At 34.6% G+C, this 16,109-nt stretch carries 19 protein-coding genes, 1 pseudogene and 1 riboswitch; of the genes and pseudogenes, 16 read left to right on the top strand and 4 right to left on the bottom strand.

Features of this window, described 5'->3' with window-relative positions; genetic code table 11:
* Positions 1–5 precede the first annotated feature (5 nt).
* The gene (locus tag G9F74_RS04190; protein WP_000865076.1) at positions 6–1,502 is read right to left on the bottom strand and encodes a DUF3149 domain-containing protein; all 1,497 of its coding nucleotides are present in this window, start codon (positions 1,500–1,502) and stop codon (positions 6–8) included.
* A 195-nt stretch (positions 1,503–1,697) separates the two neighbouring features.
* Here G9F74_RS04190 and G9F74_RS04185 point away from each other — a divergent pair, with 195 nt between their 5' ends.
* The 4 genes from G9F74_RS04185 (at position 1,698) to G9F74_RS29885 (ending at position 4,888) form a co-directional block, all read left to right on the top strand.
* Positions 1,698–2,144: a MarR family winged helix-turn-helix transcriptional regulator gene (locus G9F74_RS04185; protein WP_000203343.1), complete on the top strand. Its 447-nt coding sequence runs from the start codon at positions 1,698–1,700 to the stop codon at positions 2,142–2,144.
* A 159-nt stretch (positions 2,145–2,303) separates the two neighbouring features.
* Positions 2,304–3,998 (top strand): M3 family oligoendopeptidase, encoded by a 1,695-nt coding sequence (locus G9F74_RS04180; protein ID WP_000008590.1) that lies wholly within the window; start codon positions 2,304–2,306, stop codon positions 3,996–3,998.
* 139 nt (positions 3,999–4,137) lie between these two features.
* Positions 4,138–4,671: a DinB family protein gene (locus G9F74_RS04175; RefSeq protein ID WP_000941967.1), complete on the top strand. Its 534-nt coding sequence runs from the start codon at positions 4,138–4,140 to the stop codon at positions 4,669–4,671.
* A 100-nt stretch (positions 4,672–4,771) separates the two neighbouring features.
* Complete coding sequence (locus G9F74_RS29885) at positions 4,772–4,888, top strand: DUF6254 family protein (RefSeq protein WP_000038354.1); 117 nt, start codon at positions 4,772–4,774, stop codon at positions 4,886–4,888.
* 11 nt (positions 4,889–4,899) lie between these two features.
* Here the strand turns inward: G9F74_RS29885 and kinB are convergent, their stop codons facing one another.
* Positions 4,900–6,108, bottom strand: coding sequence for a sporulation sensor histidine kinase KinB (gene kinB / locus G9F74_RS04170; protein ID WP_002038243.1), 1,209 nt, complete (start codon positions 6,106–6,108; stop codon positions 4,900–4,902).
* 207 nt (positions 6,109–6,315) lie between these two features.
* Positions 6,316–6,359: riboswitch (PreQ1 riboswitch) on the top strand.
* 93 nt (positions 6,360–6,452) lie between these two features.
* Here kinB and queC point away from each other — a divergent pair.
* From queC to queF, 4 genes are read left to right on the top strand one after another with little or no spacing between them, the layout of a single operon-like run.
* A complete protein-coding gene (gene queC, locus G9F74_RS04165) occupies positions 6,453–7,115 on the top strand; it encodes a 7-cyano-7-deazaguanine synthase QueC (RefSeq protein WP_000711602.1) in 663 nt (220 codons plus the stop codon).
* Positions 7,115–7,606: a 6-carboxytetrahydropterin synthase QueD gene (queD, locus tag G9F74_RS04160; protein WP_000368413.1), complete on the top strand. Its 492-nt coding sequence runs from the start codon at positions 7,115–7,117 to the stop codon at positions 7,604–7,606. The genes queC and queD overlap by 1 nt, the downstream gene beginning before the upstream one ends.
* Positions 7,599–8,315: a 7-carboxy-7-deazaguanine synthase QueE gene (queE, locus tag G9F74_RS04155; protein WP_000036310.1), complete on the top strand. Its 717-nt coding sequence runs from the start codon at positions 7,599–7,601 to the stop codon at positions 8,313–8,315. The genes queD and queE overlap by 8 nt, the downstream gene beginning before the upstream one ends.
* Before the next feature lie 18 nt (positions 8,316–8,333).
* Positions 8,334–8,831 (top strand): preQ(1) synthase, encoded by a 498-nt coding sequence (queF, locus tag G9F74_RS04150; RefSeq protein ID WP_000918895.1) that lies wholly within the window; start codon positions 8,334–8,336, stop codon positions 8,829–8,831.
* A 48-nt stretch (positions 8,832–8,879) separates the two neighbouring features.
* On the opposite strand, the gene G9F74_RS04145 is transcribed toward queF, so the two are convergent.
* Positions 8,880–9,065, bottom strand: a complete 186-nt coding sequence (locus tag G9F74_RS04145) for a YkvS family protein (protein WP_001165081.1) — start codon at positions 9,063–9,065, stop codon at positions 8,880–8,882.
* Between the two features lie 240 nt (positions 9,066–9,305).
* Between G9F74_RS04145 and G9F74_RS04140 the strand changes: the two genes are divergently transcribed.
* Both G9F74_RS04140 and G9F74_RS04135 read left to right on the top strand, forming a co-directional pair.
* Positions 9,306–9,452 (top strand): hypothetical protein, encoded by a 147-nt coding sequence (locus G9F74_RS04140; protein WP_000461689.1) that lies wholly within the window; start codon positions 9,306–9,308, stop codon positions 9,450–9,452.
* A 91-nt stretch (positions 9,453–9,543) separates the two neighbouring features.
* Entirely contained in the window at positions 9,544–10,146 is a 603-nt protein-coding gene (locus G9F74_RS04135; RefSeq protein ID WP_000264991.1) for a histidine phosphatase family protein, read from the top strand.
* A 36-nt stretch (positions 10,147–10,182) separates the two neighbouring features.
* Here G9F74_RS04135 and G9F74_RS04130 read toward each other — a convergent pair whose 3' ends face one another.
* Positions 10,183–10,761: a GNAT family N-acetyltransferase gene (locus G9F74_RS04130; protein ID WP_000619577.1), complete on the bottom strand. Its 579-nt coding sequence runs from the start codon at positions 10,759–10,761 to the stop codon at positions 10,183–10,185.
* A 245-nt stretch (positions 10,762–11,006) separates the two neighbouring features.
* Here G9F74_RS04130 and G9F74_RS04125 point away from each other — a divergent pair, with 245 nt between their 5' ends.
* The 6 genes and pseudogenes from G9F74_RS04125 to nrdF all read left to right on the top strand — a co-directional run bounded on the left by G9F74_RS04125 (position 11,007) and on the right by nrdF (position 15,893).
* Positions 11,007–11,201: a hypothetical protein gene (locus G9F74_RS04125; protein WP_000344285.1), complete on the top strand. Its 195-nt coding sequence runs from the start codon at positions 11,007–11,009 to the stop codon at positions 11,199–11,201.
* 25 nt (positions 11,202–11,226) lie between these two features.
* A complete protein-coding gene (locus G9F74_RS04120; RefSeq protein ID WP_016108058.1) occupies positions 11,227–11,544 on the top strand; it encodes a hypothetical protein in 318 nt (105 codons plus the stop codon).
* A 479-nt stretch (positions 11,545–12,023) separates the two neighbouring features.
* On the top strand, positions 12,024–12,383 hold the full coding sequence (gene nrdI / locus G9F74_RS04115) for a class Ib ribonucleoside-diphosphate reductase assembly flavoprotein NrdI (RefSeq protein ID WP_000959449.1): 360 nt from the start codon (positions 12,024–12,026) through the stop codon (positions 12,381–12,383).
* A pseudogene (locus G9F74_RS04110) lies at positions 12,370–13,497 on the top strand (ribonucleotide reductase N-terminal alpha domain-containing protein); the annotation flags it as partial. The gene nrdI and the pseudogene G9F74_RS04110, both read left to right, overlap by 14 nt.
* A gap of 382 nt (positions 13,498–13,879) precedes the next feature.
* Positions 13,880–14,830, top strand: coding sequence for a ribonucleotide reductase large subunit (locus G9F74_RS04105; protein WP_073990709.1), 951 nt, complete (start codon positions 13,880–13,882; stop codon positions 14,828–14,830).
* Between the two features lie 94 nt (positions 14,831–14,924).
* On the top strand, positions 14,925–15,893 hold the full coding sequence (gene nrdF / locus G9F74_RS04100) for a class 1b ribonucleoside-diphosphate reductase subunit beta (protein ID WP_001203010.1): 969 nt from the start codon (positions 14,925–14,927) through the stop codon (positions 15,891–15,893).
* Positions 15,894–16,109: the final 216 nt, after the last annotated feature.

Genomic DNA, 16,109 nt, shown 5'->3' with positions numbered 1-16,109 from the left:
GATAATTATACTTTATGTAACGGTATTTCGATATGAACTGTCGTTCCTTCGTTTTCTTTACTGTCAATAAAAATATGCCCATCGTACATCTCTACAATTCGTTTACATATGACAAGTCCAAGACCTGTTCCAGTATCTTTATTAGTAAAGAACGGATGAAAGAGGTGTTTTTGAATATGTTTTGGAATACCTTTTCCAGTATCAATAATTTGCAATTGTGCGTGTGTTTCATTGTCTGTTACGACAATGGTTAGTGTGTCACTAGAAGTCATGGCTTCAATTGCATTTTTTGTAATGTTTAAAACCACTTGTTTCATATGGTCTTTTGAGCAACGGATATGAACAGGATGGTCTGGCAAATGTAGATGGAATACAATGTTATGTAGATTCGCCTCAGATTGAATAATCAATGCTACCTCATTTAGAATAGTTCTCACATCATATGTTTGTTCAATGATAGCAGTTGGCTTTCCAAGAATAAGGAATTCACTTACAATTTCATTAATTCTCTCTATTTCTTGTTCGATGATGGAAAAGTAAAACTGATCCTGTTCATCTTTATATTTTTCTTTTAATAGCGCAACGAGTCCTTTAATTCCCGTAAGAGGATTGCGGATTTCGTGGGCTGTACTCGCTGCAAAAGTTCCAACCAATTCAATTTTTTGCAGTTCATTTTGTTGTCTTTCCAGTTTTGTTTGCCGTTTTAATAACATATATTGAGCGAGTAAAAATAAGATAGACATTAAAAATAAAGTAGCTATACATTCTATTGCAACCCATTGGTATAAAGTTTGCTTGTGGATAGGTAATGGAGAAACAGAGACCTTCCAATTTAACCTTTGGAGTGGGGTAGTGAGCATATTAGAATGCGCATCGCTTGTTTCATTATTGTCATCAGTTAGAAAAACTACATCATGTTTATCAGTTACTTCGAAATGGTATTGTGGTTTAATAGCATTTAAAGAAGATGAAATGTAGTCAAAGCGTAAACTTGCTAACAATAAGCCTGAGAGTTCCTTCTGTTTGTTAAATATTGGGGAAGCGATTATAATAGCTTGATGTCCAAGGACGCGATCTGTAATGACGGATGATACAGTTGTTTTCTTAGTTTGTAATGCGTCTTGAATATACTTGCGGTCTGAGACGTCTACAGGTCTTGATTCGCTTTCTGATGCGATGGTAATGATTCCTTCTGGTGTAACGTAATATAGACCAGAAAAGCGCGCATCGTTTCCATCTGTATCATGCACAATTTGTTTAATCCCATTTATGTTACCAGTCTCGGTACCTACGACTTTTGCAAGCATTTCTAAGGCAGAAATTGCTTCACCAAGGTGATGATCTAAATAGTCTCTATATAAAAAGAGAACCGTATGAGCAGATGTTTTGTTTTCCTGCTTCATTTTATACGTATGATAGGAATAAAATGTAGCACCAATCACTATCGTTGGTAGGATAACAAGCAATATATATAAAACTATGCTTTGGAATTTGACTTTCAAATGTGGTACTCCTTCTTTTTTTATTATCATTATATATAAACTATGTTAAAATTGTCATGTTTTTATTCAAGAATGATTCGTAATATATTAGGGGAGAAGAAATGGATGAGTGAATGCTCATTCGGAACTCACATGAAGTATTAAGCTGTATTTTCTTTTTATTGCTGAGAATTTAAGTGAAGGGTTGAAAGTTGTATGACATCAAATAATGAACGAGAAGATATTTCTCAATCTTTAAAAGTATTTATTGCATTATCTCGTGTACACCGTTCTGTTATGGATACTACAAATAAATCTATACAAAGTAACGGGTTAAATCCAACTGAATTTGCTGTATTAGAACTGCTATATCATAAAGGTGGTCAACCACTTCAGCAAATTGGTGAGCGCATTTTAATAGCTAGTGGCAGCATTACATATGTTGTAGATAAGCTGGAAAAAAAGGGATTAGTAAAGAGAATCCCATGTCCGAATGACAGACGTGTTATTTATGCGCAATTAACGGAGTCTGGGGAGAGTTTTATTGCTTCTATTTTTCCGGGGCATGAGCAAGTTATACATCAGTCTTTTGAAATGTTAACGAAGGATGAAAAGGATGAATTACTTGATTTGTTGAAAAAAATTGGAAAGTATGAAAAGTGATACTATGTTCCAAAGGAGCTTTGGATAAAAAATCCAAGGCTTTTTTGCATATAAGTAAGTAAGATGGCAGCTGCCGAATTTTGTTGAAAACTAAGAGGGGATTTGGGAAGAAGTATTGAATTATAGTAAAGGTATACATAATGGAGAGGAGGCTCGTTCATGTCATTTAAAGACTATGAATATAAACGGCCAAATATTGAAGAATTAAAAGAGAAATTTACTGTTGCTTTAGAGAAATTTGATAACACAAAAACTGTAGAAGAACAAAAACAAGTTATCAATTCAATTAATGAAATTCGCAATGATTTTGGTACAATGGGGAATCTTTGTTACATTCGTCATTCTGTTGATACGACAGATGCTTTTTATAAGGAGGAGCAAGATTTCTTTGATGAATACTCTCCAGTTGTACAAGGATATGGAACAAAATATTATAAGGCGTTAATTAGTTCTCCATTTCGTGAAGAATTAGAAGCCTATTACGGAAAGCAATTATTCGCTCTAGCAGAATGTGATTTAAAAACATATTCAGATGAAATCGTGAAAGATTTACAATTAGAGAATAAATTGTCTTCACAATATACACAGTTGTTAGCATCTGCAAAAATTGACTTTGCGGGAGAAGAAAGAACATTATCGCAACTGATTCCATTTATGCAAGGAAAAGAAAGAAGTGAACGTAAATCAGCAAGTGAAGCATACTACGGATTTTTAGCTGGAAATGAGGAAGAACTAGATCGTATTTATGATGAGCTTGTTAAAGTAAGAACGAAAATTGCGAAATCTTTAGGTTTCAAAAACTTTGTTGAACTAGGATATGCAAGAATGTATCGTACAGATTACAATGCGGAGATGGTTGCGAATTATCGTCAGCAAGTACTTGATTATATCGTTCCAGTTACAACGGAATTAAGAAAGAGACAAAAAGCACGTATCGGTGTAGAAAAGCTAGCATATTACGATGAAAACTTTGAATTTGCTACAGGTAATCCAACTCCAAAAGGAGATGCAGATTGGATTATTAATCATGGGAAAACGATGTATAAAGAGTTATCAGCTGAAACAGATGAATTTTTCAATTTCATGTTAGATAATGATTTATTAGACTTAGTTGCGAAAAAAGGAAAAGCTGGTGGCGGATATTGTACATATATCGAAAATTATAAAGCGCCATTTATTTTCTCGAACTTCAATGGAACATCTGGTGACATTGATGTATTAACACATGAAGCTGGTCATGCTTTCCAAGTATATGAAAGTCGTAAATTTGAAATTCCAGAATATAATTGGCCAACATATGAAGCGTGTGAGATTCATTCTATGAGTATGGAATTCTTTACATGGCCATGGATGAAACTATTCTTTGAAGAAGATGCAGATAAATATTATTTCTCACACTTAAGTTCAGCACTTCTATTTTTACCATATGGTGTATCTGTCGACGAATACCAACATTATGTATATGAAAATCCAGAAGCATCACCAGCAGAGCGTAAGACAGCATGGCGTAACATAGAGAAGAAATATTTACCGCATCGTGATTATGAAGATAATGATTATTTAGAGCGCGGTGGCTTCTGGCAACGTCAGGGACATATTTATAGCTCGCCGTTCTACTATATTGACTACACGTTAGCTCAAATTTGTGCACTGCAATTTTGGAAGCGTGCAAGAGATAATAGACAGGAGGCATGGGAAGATTATGTGAACCTTTGCCAACAAGGTGGAAGTAAATCATTCTTAGAATTAGTAGAAGTGGCAAATTTAACATCACCATTTGCTGAAGGTTGTGTGAAAAGTGTCATTACAGAAATTGAAGCATGGTTACATGCGATTGACGACACAAAATTGTAAAAAACATGCGCTTTTTTTCACATGTTTAACATCGACATAATGGGAAAATGATGAGATAATAAAAGAAAATTCAGAATACTAAAGAGGTGTTTCTAATAAGGAGCACCTCTTTTCACCAACAAAAAGGGGGGAAAGAAGTATGCTTCAATCTAATATGGATGTGAGTTTAGAAAGTTTGGTGAACTCATTGCAGTCTACCCGAAGCACGCTATTATCAGAAATTGAAATGTTAAATGATACAGAAGTGAATGTAAAGCCACGCCGTGATAAATGGAGTATTATTCAAATTTTACATCACTTACATTTAGTTGAACAATCTGTCACATCTGCCCTTGTATATGCTCTACACAAAAATGAAAGAAATGCGACTCCATTTAAAGACCTCCAACTTACGCTTGATCGCACACATAAAAGAGAAGCTCCTCAGCAAATGCAACCAACAGAAACTTTAATGAAAAAACAGCAAGGAATTCAATTGCTAGAACATTCACGACAAGAACTATTACATGCGCTTCATAGTATCATAGATGAAAAAGAATTAGTTGAAAATGGATTAAAGCATCCTGTTTTTAATGATTTGAATTTGTATCAGTGGGTTCAATTTCTTGATTTACATGAACAAAGACATCTTACACAGTTAAAAGAGGCGAAATACGCAATTTTGCAGCGATAAAGTGGAAGAAGTGGGAAACCACTTCTTTTTTGATACATGCATAGTTTTCTTTCTTACTTTGGAATACTACATGGAGAAAGAAAAGAAGGAGTTGAAAAGTATGTCCAAGAAAAAGAGAGAAGAAGAGCGTGCTTGGAAAGCACGTAAAGAGAATCAAAAACCACATGGAAAAGTGAAAGCTTTTGCTGAATTAGTTGAAGGAACAGAAAAAACGTGATGATTATTTCATCACGTTTTTTGTATGAGTGGAAAGGTTAATAAGAAGGTTGTACCGATTCCTTTTTCACTTATAATATCAATTTTTCCATTCATAGCTTGAACAACACTGAATACAACCATCATTCCAAGACCAGTCCCTTTTTCTTTCGTTGAATAGAAAGGAGAACCGAGGCGCTTCACCTGTTCTTGATCCATGCCAACTCCTGTATCTTTTATATATAGCTGGATATGCTTATGATCAGGAACTAATGTGAAATAAAGATCGCCACCTTTTGGCATAGCTTCAATGCAGTTTTTTAAAATATTTAATAAGCATTGGTTTAGTTTTTGCTTCTCTCCAGCGATAAAGAAAGAAGTACTTTGCTTTATGTAATGAGTACGGACATTTGTTAAATTGGCAAGTGGTGTAATTAAAGATAGTGCATGCAGTAATTCTTCCTCGAGTTGTAGTGTTTGTTCTTTTTCAATACTCGGTTTTGCAAAGGTTAAATAGTCTGTGAGAACATGATTTGCTTGCTCGATACCATTAATGGCTATATCGATATATAATTTCCGTTCTTGCTCGGTACATGTATCAGACTGCAATAGTTGTAAAAATCCTTTCGTTGAAGTTAAAGGATTGCGAATTTCGTGCGAGATGGAAGCTGCCATTTCACCAATTAAATGAAATTTCTCAGCGTTCATAAGCTCATTTTGGAGACGAACCTGAGTTTGTAATATGTGTAGTAAATATAAAATAAGGATCGTACCAAGCATCGTACATAACTCATACACAATAATATGGGGTATATAATCTACCTTATTTGTAACTTCTGAAAGGAAGAAGGGTATCCAGCTAAATCCATATGTGAGACTGTAAATAATAGCAAGTGCTATTTTTATACGATTAGAAGTTCGATTGAAAAATTTGTACGTTAATAGTAGAACAATAAATAGAACAATAGAAGCGATAAGGGATGGGAAAACACCTATTCCTCCTAATAAGAAGCGATATATGTTTAATACAGCTAAAATAGAACCACCAGCAATAGGTCCTCCTGTCAATGTACCGACAATTAATACGATATGACGCATATCAAATTGAAAACCATTATTTGTTTTTGCTGCAAAAGTGATACATAGTATTGTAGCGAGGCAACACAGTACAATAAATATAGCTGAATTTAATTTAGGAGACCGTTTCCCTTTTTGATTCCAAAATAAGTGATAAATAAGCATTGTAACGAGAATGGATAAAATATTTAAAAAGAGGTAAATAATAAAGTGTTTCAGTGGGATGCCTCCTCTCTCCGAATAGTAAATTAATCATACTATAAAATGAAAGAAATGGAATATAAAATAGCGGAAAAATCAGAATTTTTTTCTGGTAGTATACAATATGTTACAATATGTTTTGTCAATGAAAGAAGAAATTCCATGCACCGCATGGGAGAGGTTCGCGAACTCCCTCTATAAAAAACTATGGAAACAACAATATCCTTAGGTATTGTTTTGTTTTTTTATTGTGACAGTTCAAGAACGTTCTTTCTTCTTATTCGTAGTAGAGAAGGAGAATGAGTGAAATGAAAAAAGAAAAAGCAGTTGTTGTTTTTAGTGGTGGACAAGATAGTACAACATGTTTATTTTGGGCAATAGAGCAGTTTGCAGAAGTAGAAGCTGTAACATTTAATTACAATCAACGTCATAAATTAGAAATTGATTGTGCAGTGGAAATTGCGAAAGAGCTAGGAATTAAACATACGGTACTAGATATGAGTCTATTAAATCAACTTGCTCCAAATGCGTTAACGAGAACGGATATGGAGATTACACATGAAGAAGGTGAATTGCCATCGACATTTGTAGATGGACGAAATTTACTATTCTTATCATTTGCTGCTGTATTAGCAAAACAAGTTGAGGCACGTCATATTGTAACGGGTGTATGTGAAACTGATTTTAGTGGTTATCCAGATTGCCGTGACGTGTTTGTGAAATCGTTAAACGTTACATTAAATTTATCTATGGATTATCCATTTGTCATTCATACACCACTTATGTGGATTGATAAAGCAGACACGTGGAAATTATCTGATGAACTTGGCGCATTCGAGTTTGTTAGAGAAAAAACATTAACATGTTATAACGGAATCATTGGTGATGGTTGCGGTGAATGTCCAGCATGTCAACTTCGTAAAGCAGGATTAGATACGTACTTACAAGAACGCGAAGGAGCGAACAACTAATGGATAATTTCTTTGGATTTCGCATCGTAGAAAATTTGCAAAAAATGGACAAGGATATTCAACGTAAACAACTCAAATATCATAATAAAAGAGTAATGGTCAGCAAGGAATTTACATTTGATGCAGCACACCATTTACACTGTTATGAAGGAAAATGTAAAAACTTACATGGTCACACATATAAAGTTGTATTTGGGATTAGTGGATATGTAAATGAAATAGGCCTTGCAATTGACTTTGGAGATATAAAAGAAATTTGGAAAAACGAAATTGAAATATATTTAGATCATCGTTATTTAAACGAAACATTACCAGCGATGAATACGACTGCTGAGAATATGGTCGTTTGGATTTATGAAAAGATGGCAGAAGCATTAACGAAAGATAATCGTGTGAACGAATATAAAGGAGCTCGTGTTGAATTTGTTCGTCTATTTGAGACGCCAACTAGTTATGCGGAAGTAAGACGGGAGTGGATGCTCGATGAGTAAAATCCCTGTCTTAGAAATATTCGGTCCGACTATTCAAGGAGAAGGCATGGTTGTCGGGCAAAAGACTATGTTTATTCGAACTGCTGGCTGTGACTATAGCTGTTCTTGGTGTGATTCTGCTTTTACATGGGATGGATCGGCAAAAGATCAAATTAGACAAATGCCAGCGGAAGACATTTGGAATGAGCTTGTTGAAATTGGAGGAGAAAATTTCTCTCATGTTACGATTTCGGGTGGGAATCCTGTTTTATTGAAAAATATTGAGTCGCTTCTTTCTATATTAAAAGAGAATGGGATGCGAACGGCGATAGAAACACAAGGGAGTAAATGGCAAGATTGGTTACTTCAAATTGATGAGATAACCATTTCGCCAAAACCACCAAGTTCGGGAATGAAAACAGATTATCAAAAGTTAGATGCTGTAATTCAGAAACTAGCAGGAAAAGATATTAGTTTAAAAGTAGTAGTATTCGATGATCGCGACTTTGAATATGCAGTTAAGATGCACGAACGTTATCCATCTGTACCATTTTTCTTACAAGTAGGGAACGATGATACGAAAACAGTGGATGATGCAATGCTTATTAAAAAATTATTAGATAAGTATGAGTGGCTTATTGAAAAAGCTGTTAATTGTAAAAAAATGAATGATGCGAAAGTATTGCCGCAGCTTCATGCGTTAGTATGGGGAAATAAACGAGGCGTATAAAGAGAAGGGATGTTTAAAATGGCAGGAAGATTAGATGAAGATTTAAAAGATGTAACATTATTAGGAAATCAAAATACAAAATATTTATTTGAATATAGCCCAGAAATTTTAGAGGTATTTGATAATAACCATCCAAACCGTGATTACTTTGTAAAATTCAATTGTCCTGAATTTACAAGCTTATGTCCGAAAACAGGACAACCAGACTTTGCAACAATTTATATTAGCTACATTCCTGAACAAAGAATGGTAGAGAGTAAATCTTTAAAGTTATATTTATTTAGCTTCCGCAATCACGGTGACTTCCACGAAGATTGTATGAATGTAATTATGAATGATTTAATTAAATTAATGGATCCGCGTTACATTGAAGTATGGGGCAAATTCACACCACGTGGTGGTATTTCAATTGATCCATATTGCAACTACGGTCGACCAGGAACGAAGTATGAACAAATGGCAGATTACCGTATGATGAACCACGATCTATATCCGGAAACGATTGATAATCGTTAATAGAAAGAAAAGTCCTGTATACTATACAGGACTTTTCTTTCTATTATATTATGCATTTTGATTAATGACAGTATAGTTTTTATGACTTACAACTGTAAGAGGTTCCATATCTAGTTCTCTAAAATTCTCCATAATTGTTATATCAACAATAACAGAGTTTTGATTTACCTTTTGAACACGGCCTTGCATTCCACCTTTAAATTCGATGATATCTCCAGTTTCTGCGATCTGCATAAGCAACTCTCCTTGTTACAGTTTTTCCAAAAAAGAATAATTTGGGATTTTTTATTTTCCTTTATTTTGAACTATGTTTCCTGTTTTGTAAATGTTTTCAAAGGAAAAAGTCGAAAAATATTCATATTTTGTAAGATAATATCCATATTTCATATGATGCTGGAGAAAAAGTGTTTATATCTTTATAATGAAAATGGATGTTGGTCTGTTTAATAAGGGGGAAATAGGAGCGGTAAAATAATGTTTGAAATTATGGGGAGCTTTATAGCTTTGTTCTTATATTTATTTTCTTATACACAGTTGAAGAAAATTCGTCAACATGAAACGAATACATATTTTGATGGAATAGATGCTTCAGTTACTCATAGTAGTGGCGGAGATATGTAACAATATGTAACTTTTATTTTCAGCATGTTATGATGAATGTAAGAAATAGTACATAATATAGTTCGTAAGTGATGAATGGAGAGTGAAAAGAATGTGGATATCTTTTATTCGTCATGGTCGCTTGAATAGTACTATAGAACCGATGACAATTACTTCATTTCATGAATGGCTGAAGAGATATGATGTAGATAGTATGAGTAGGGAATGTAACATACCGATTGAAACAATTGAGGCAGTAGAATCGGCAAATTTAATTGTATCGAGTGATCAAAGACGTGCTGTACAGTCAGCAGCGGAATTAATGAATTCTTTGTCCTTTGTGCAAAATTCTCTTTTTAGAGAAGTAGAAGTACCGTCGAGTTTTTTTGCACCAGAATGGTTTAAATGTAAGCCGGGGACTTGGTTTTTTATTGGACGTGCTTTATGGATGGTTGGGTATCATAAAGATGTTGAGTCGTATAAGGAAGCAAGGGGAAGGGCAAAAGAAGCTGCTAACATGTTACATCACTATGCAATGGTGCACGGGAAAATCGCGATAGTAGGACATAGCTATTTTAATACGATGATTGGTGCGGAACTGAGGGCGATGGGATGGTCTGGACCTCCTATTTTTCATCGGAAGCCGTGGGGATATACAAAGTATACGTTCCATGAGGCGATGAATGGAAGTGTATTAAATACAAAATTAACTTAAAAGCACACGATTTTATATAAAATCGTGTGCTTTTTTTTAAGATATAGAAACCAATGTACGTAATGGTTTTATTAGATGAGCATAAGGTTCGCCAACGAGCATTACGGTTTTATCTTTGTTGTAACCTAGTTTTTCATACAGTGAAAAAGCACGCTTGTTTTCTAAATTAACAAGTAAGGCGATTTTTTCATAACCTGTTTCAGCTGCATGAAGTTCAGCTGCATCGATTAACTTAGAGCCAATGCCACGTCCGCCGTACATATTTGAAACTGACAACGTGTCAATATAATACTCATCAAGTTCAGCTTCTTTTTCTAACGTAATGGATTCATCTTCATGTAGTTCTCTTAAGTGGCGTATGATTGGTGCATCAAGTTGTTGAGCGTCACTACCGTGATAAGCGACAATAACCCCAACTACCTTTCCATCTTGTTCCGCCACTAAACAGTTTTCATAGCTCAATCGATTATTTTCTTTTACGAACCATTTTTCAAGTCCTAGTAATACATTTGCTTCAACTGTGCTACCAGTGATTTTTTCAGCAATTTCATGCAGAGCATTATACAATAAAGGAGATATTGCCTTTGCATCTGTCTTTGTTGCTTTCCGAATCATAGTATCCCTCCTAGTTCTATTTGTATATTGTAACATAGTGGTATGGAACTTTGTATGATTGAATGCCAAAATGTTTGATATAGAGAAGTAGCTATGTTAGTATATGATATTTAGTGGACATATAATAAAGCAATACTGCTTGTAAAATAATGAAAATGAAATGAAGGCATAGCAACAGGAAAAATTTACAGTTGTTGACCTATAAAAGATACGATAAAATAAAATATTGCATAGAGGTGAAATACATGGATGAACAATTAGCAAATACAATTTTGGATCAGCTGAAAAATGGTGAGATAAAGGAGTATGTTGCAACGAAAGATGTATTTTATACGTTTAGGAAAGTTGTAGTAAGTCGAGAAGATTTTAAACATATTATTGGGAATGCACAACGCGGCGGACAGGTAATTTATACATATTCAAAAACGCCACGTTCATAAATAGAAGATAAAGGGGAGGAGAATTATGGGCGATTTTAAACAAGCCATTTTACCGCATTGGGATTATATGTGGAAAGATAGAGCCGGAAATAGATGTATGGGAATGGTTATGTATCCAGAGAAACGAAAATGTTCAACAAAAATGCTTCAGAAAATAAAAAGGGCGTATGAGCAAGCGGCAGAAATTAAAGTAACTGTACAAGTTCAACAGACATATGAGTACGTAGAAGGAATGATCGTATACTTTGATGAAGAAGCTCCTGTATGTACAATGCTTGATAAAGATGAGAATCCGCATCACATATTTGTAAAAGATATTTTGCGTATTGAGCACTCTGAATAAACTTTTCATACATAAATTGAAACGCCATAATAATAATAATCTTTTTCTATAATAGTTATCTTTTAGTATGTAACGAGCAACGAAAGTATATGTATAATATTTAATAAAGTAAAATTGATAAATGTAATCGTTTGTTAGAACAGATTATCGTTTCATGTCTGTTCTTTTTTGCGTGATGCTGGAGAAATATATTCCTCCAGCATTTGCCGTTTTATGACAAAATATATTGTTAACTTTTTTTAAAATGAGGTTAAATTCGTTGACAACTTTTTTGAAAAGCACTTTATTGACATGAGTTTTAGAATGTTGTTTCATAGTCATTGTATTGAAAAAAATCGGCGGTCTTGTCGAAAAGTAAAAGTTAAAAAAAGAAAGAATTTATACATATATCTTGTGTCTTATTTTGAAACGTAATACAATATATAGAGAAATCAAGAAATGACATACAAAGAGTATAGATTGGAGAGGGAGGGTCGGAAATGTTAGTTGCATATGATTCTATGACAGGAAACGTGAAGCGTTTCATTCACAAATTAAATATGCCGGCCGTTCAAATTGGTGAAGATCTAGTAATAGATGAAGACTTTATTCTTATTACGTATACAACAGGTTTTGGCAATGTACCAGAACGTGTTTTAGAATTTTTAGAGCGCAATAATGACAAATTAAAAGGCGTATCTGCAAGCGGCAATCGTAACTGGGGAGACATGTTCGGTGCAAGTGCTGACAAAATTTCTGCTAAATATGAAGTGCCTATTGTATCAAAATTTGAGTTATCAGGAACAAATAACGATGTAGAATATTTTAAGGAAAGGGTGCGGGAGATTGCGACACATTGAACTGAATAATGAAATCACGCAAATGCAGGACGGTTTTTATCAGCTTCATAAAGATAAAGAGGCATTAGAAGTCTTTATGGAAGAAGCTAGAGAGAATACCGTTCCTTTTAATAGCGTGGCAGAGCGAATGGAGTATATGAAAGAACATGATTACTATTACAATGTTCTGGACGAGTATAGCTTGGAGGAAGTAGAAGGAGTATATAACATCGCTTATGGTGAAAACTTCGAATTCCAATCTTATATGGCAGCATCTAAGTTCTACAAAGATTATGCGTTAAAAACGAATGATCAAAAACAATACTTAGAAAGCTATGAAGATCGTGTAGCAATTGTGTCATTATACTTAGGACGCGGTGATGTTGCGAAGGCAAAACAATTCGCAAGCATGATTGTAAAACAAAACTACCAACCAGCGACACCAACCTTTTTAAATGCGGGAAGAAGCAGAAGAGGAGAAATGGTGTCTTGTTTCTTGTTAGAGATGGACGATAGCTTAAATTCAATCGGCTTTAACATTAATACTGCAATGCAATTATCAAAAATTGGCGGGGGAGTAGCTTTAAACTTATCTAAGCTACGTGCGCGTGGTGAGCAAATTAAAGGGATTGATAACGCTGCAAGTGGTGTAGTACCTGTTATGAAATTGCTTGAAGATTCGTTTTCATATGCGAATCAACTTGGCCAACGAAAAGGTGCTGGTGCAGTATACTTAAACATCTTCCATTGGGATATTATCGAATTCCTTGATACAAAGAAAATAAATGCCGACGAGAAGAGCCGTATTCAGTCTCTATCAATCGGAATTATCGTTCCAAGTAAGTTCTTTGAGCTTGCTGAGAAAAACGAACCTTTCCATGTTTTCGCGCCTTATACGGTGTTTAAAGAATATGGCAAGCATTTAGATGATATTGATATTGATGAAATGTACGATGAATTAATGAGCAATCCGAAAGTGAAGAAGAAGCCGCTAGATATTAGTGCACGTGATATGCTTATTAAAATCGCAATGATTCAGCTTGAGTCTGGTTACCCATACTTAATGTTTAAATCAAATGCAAATAACCAGCATCCACTGAAGGATATTGGAACTGTGAAGATGTCGAACTTGTGTTAAATATGTAGCACCTTCTAGTAGAAATGCTAGTCGAAAACTCCGTTAAACGGGGAAAGCCTCAAGTTTGAGGTAACCTACCGTGCTAAATCTTATCTTAGAATGAGCATAGAAAAGTTCAGAATGTATCTTATTATTTTGTATAGCAGAGTGATCAGACAACATAAAGTAATAAGAGACTTTCTGAAAGATTAAGATAAGTAAAAGCCTAACGACTATCCCTTATGGGAGTAGAGCGCAAGCGATTGGCGTTCGAAAAGCGGAGCACCTAATCAGGTAATGCTGTAGGTGATGATATAGTCTGTCCTGTATGGTGACATACAGCAGTTGCATGAGCAACGGACTGAGGAGTAGCGAACTCGGTTGAACATTCGAGACAGAAATCTTCCAGCTACAAGAAACTTCTGAAATAAATGATTATGGTACAGATGACATTATCCGCCGCGATATTAACTGTAACTTAGGATCACTAAATATCGTAAATGTAATGGAAAATAAAGAAATTCGTGAAGCAGTTCATGCAGGAATGGAAGCTTTAACAGCTGTTTCTGATATGACAATCATTCCGAATGCACCAACTGTGAAAAAAGCAAATGATGAGCTTCATTCAGTTGGACTTGGAGCAATGAACTTACATGGATATTTAGCAAAAAATAAAATTGGTTATGAAAGTGCAGAAGCGAAAGAGTTCGCTCGTACATTCTTTATGATGTTAAATTACTACTCTATTGAGAAAAGTATGGAAATCGCTAAAGAAAAAGGCGAAACATTTAAAGACTTCGATAAGTCTGATTATGCGAACGGCACATACTTTGAGAAGTATGAAACGACAGATTACAGCCCAGTAACTGAAAAAGTTCAGCAACTATTTGAAGGAATTCATATTCCAACAAAAGAAGATTGGACAAGTTTAAAAGAGCAAGTGCAGAAGAATGGATTATATAATTCATACCGTCTTGCTATCGCTCCAACACAATCTATCAGTTACGTTCAAAATGCAACTTCAAGCGTAATGCCGATCGTAAGTCAAATCGAATCAAGAACGTATGCGAATGCGACAACATATTATCCAATGCCGTATTTATCAAAAGATACGTTCTGGTACTATAAATCTTCTTACGATATGAATCAGTTTAAATTAATTGATTTAATTGCAGAAATTCAAGAGCATATTGACCAAGGAATTAGTACAATTCTTTACGTCAATAGTGATATTTCAACACGTGAGTTAGCACGTTACTACATCTATGCACATAAAAAAGGCTTAAAGAGTCTGTATTATACGAGAACACGTAAATTAAGCGTGGAAGAGTGCGTAGCTTGTACCGTTTAATATAAAAAAGTGAGACATTATGAGCAGGGTTTTCTGAACCCTGCTCATGCTTAGTTATCAATTTTTCATGTTTATTTAGAGAAGGGGCGATTGAATGCGTGCGGTAAACTGGAACAAAAAGGAAGATGATTTTAGTTTAATGTTTTGGAAGCAAAACATCGCTCAGTTTTGGACAGAAGAAGAAATCGCGGTGTCTTCTGACAAAAATACTTGGGCACAATTATCAAAAGAAGAGCAAATTGCTTATAAGCGTGTATTAGGTGGTTTAACACTTTTAGATACGAAACAAGGTGGCGAAGGGATGCCACTTGTACTTGTTCATCTTGAAAATTTACAAGCAAAAAGTGTATTAGCTTTCATGGGAGCTATGGAAGAAGTACATGCGAAGAGTTACAGTCATATTTTTACAACGTTAGCTACGGAAGAAGAAATTGATGATATTTTTGAATGGGTAGACAATCATCCATTACTTGAGAAAAAGGCTGGTATTATTACTCGTTACTATCGTCGTTTATTAAAGCCTCAAGTAACGAAAAAAGAGTTATACATGGCAATGGTAGCAAGTGTGTTCTTAGAAAGTTACTTATTCTATAGTGGATTCTTCTATCCACTTTACTTAGCAGGTCAAGGTAAATTGACGGCAAGTGGTGAAATTATTAACCTAATCATTCGTGATGAGTCCATTCACGGCGTATTCGTCGGTATTTTAGCACAACAACTTTTCGCAGAGCTTTCTGCAGAAGATCAACAAGAAGTGCAAAAAGAAACGCAAGAGTTATTAATGGAACTATATGAAATTGAAATGGCATACACAGAAGAAATTTACACTTCTATCGGTCTTGTAGATGATGTAAATCGTTTCGTTCGCTACAATGCGAATAAAGGACTTATGAATTTAGGACTTGAGCCGAAGTTTGAAGAAGAAGAAATTAACCCAATCGTTTTAAATGGTCTACGTACAGATACGAAAAACCATGATTTCTTCTCTGTAAAAGGAAATGGTTACGTAAAAGCAACGAACGTTGAAAAGTTATCTGACGATGACTTCGCATTCAATTTTTAATATCGTGTCATAGAAAAAGCTGTCTTTATAGAAAAGACAGCTTTTTTCTATGGATAGTTTACATAATGTTATTATTTCATGGAAATATTCCTATCTCATAAAAGCCAAATTTGTAAGGGAGTGAAAATAAAAAACACGAATTAAAGCTTTATTTTTTATATTTAGCAGTATGAGAGATTGAATAACTTATGTCAAAATGAATAAAAAATGAGAAGA

Source organism: Bacillus sp. EKM202B, assembly GCF_011066025.1.
GTDB classification, from domain to species: Bacteria; Bacillota; Bacilli; order Bacillales; family Bacillaceae_G; genus Bacillus_A; species Bacillus_A toyonensis.
The sequence above is the reverse complement of the archived record's forward strand: the minus strand, read 5'-3'. Positions and strand labels throughout refer to the sequence as shown.

What these genes read in the sequence shown, in the direction of transcription:
- G9F74_RS04185 (WP_000203343.1), top strand. Translation starts at nt 1,698, where the DNA reads ATGACATCAAATAATGAACGAGAAGATATTTCTCAATCTTTAAAAGTA.
- G9F74_RS04180 (WP_000008590.1), top strand. Translation starts at nt 2,304, where the DNA reads ATGTCATTTAAAGACTATGAATATAAACGGCCAAATATTGAAGAATTA.
- G9F74_RS04175 (WP_000941967.1), top strand. Translation starts at nt 4,138, where the DNA reads ATGCTTCAATCTAATATGGATGTGAGTTTAGAAAGTTTGGTGAACTCA.
- G9F74_RS29885 (WP_000038354.1), top strand. Translation starts at nt 4,772, where the DNA reads ATGTCCAAGAAAAAGAGAGAAGAAGAGCGTGCTTGGAAAGCACGTAAA.
- kinB (WP_002038243.1), bottom strand. Translation starts at nt 6,108, where the DNA reads ATGCTTATTTATCACTTATTTTGGAATCAAAAAGGGAAACGGTCTCCT.
- queC (WP_000711602.1), top strand. Translation starts at nt 6,453, where the DNA reads ATGAAAAAAGAAAAAGCAGTTGTTGTTTTTAGTGGTGGACAAGATAGT.
- queD (WP_000368413.1), top strand. Translation starts at nt 7,115, where the DNA reads ATGGATAATTTCTTTGGATTTCGCATCGTAGAAAATTTGCAAAAAATG.
- queE (WP_000036310.1), top strand. Translation starts at nt 7,599, where the DNA reads ATGAGTAAAATCCCTGTCTTAGAAATATTCGGTCCGACTATTCAAGGA.
- queF (WP_000918895.1), top strand. Translation starts at nt 8,334, where the DNA reads ATGGCAGGAAGATTAGATGAAGATTTAAAAGATGTAACATTATTAGGA.
- G9F74_RS04145 (WP_001165081.1), bottom strand. Translation starts at nt 9,065, where the DNA reads ATGCAGATCGCAGAAACTGGAGATATCATCGAATTTAAAGGTGGAATG.
- G9F74_RS04140 (WP_000461689.1), top strand. Translation starts at nt 9,306, where the DNA reads ATGTTTGAAATTATGGGGAGCTTTATAGCTTTGTTCTTATATTTATTT.
- G9F74_RS04135 (WP_000264991.1), top strand. Translation starts at nt 9,544, where the DNA reads ATGTGGATATCTTTTATTCGTCATGGTCGCTTGAATAGTACTATAGAA.
- G9F74_RS04130 (WP_000619577.1), bottom strand. Translation starts at nt 10,761, where the DNA reads ATGATTCGGAAAGCAACAAAGACAGATGCAAAGGCAATATCTCCTTTA.
- G9F74_RS04125 (WP_000344285.1), top strand. Translation starts at nt 11,007, where the DNA reads ATGGATGAACAATTAGCAAATACAATTTTGGATCAGCTGAAAAATGGT.
- G9F74_RS04120 (WP_016108058.1), top strand. Translation starts at nt 11,227, where the DNA reads ATGGGCGATTTTAAACAAGCCATTTTACCGCATTGGGATTATATGTGG.
- nrdI (WP_000959449.1), top strand. Translation starts at nt 12,024, where the DNA reads ATGTTAGTTGCATATGATTCTATGACAGGAAACGTGAAGCGTTTCATT.
- nrdF (WP_001203010.1), top strand. Translation starts at nt 14,925, where the DNA reads ATGCGTGCGGTAAACTGGAACAAAAAGGAAGATGATTTTAGTTTAATG.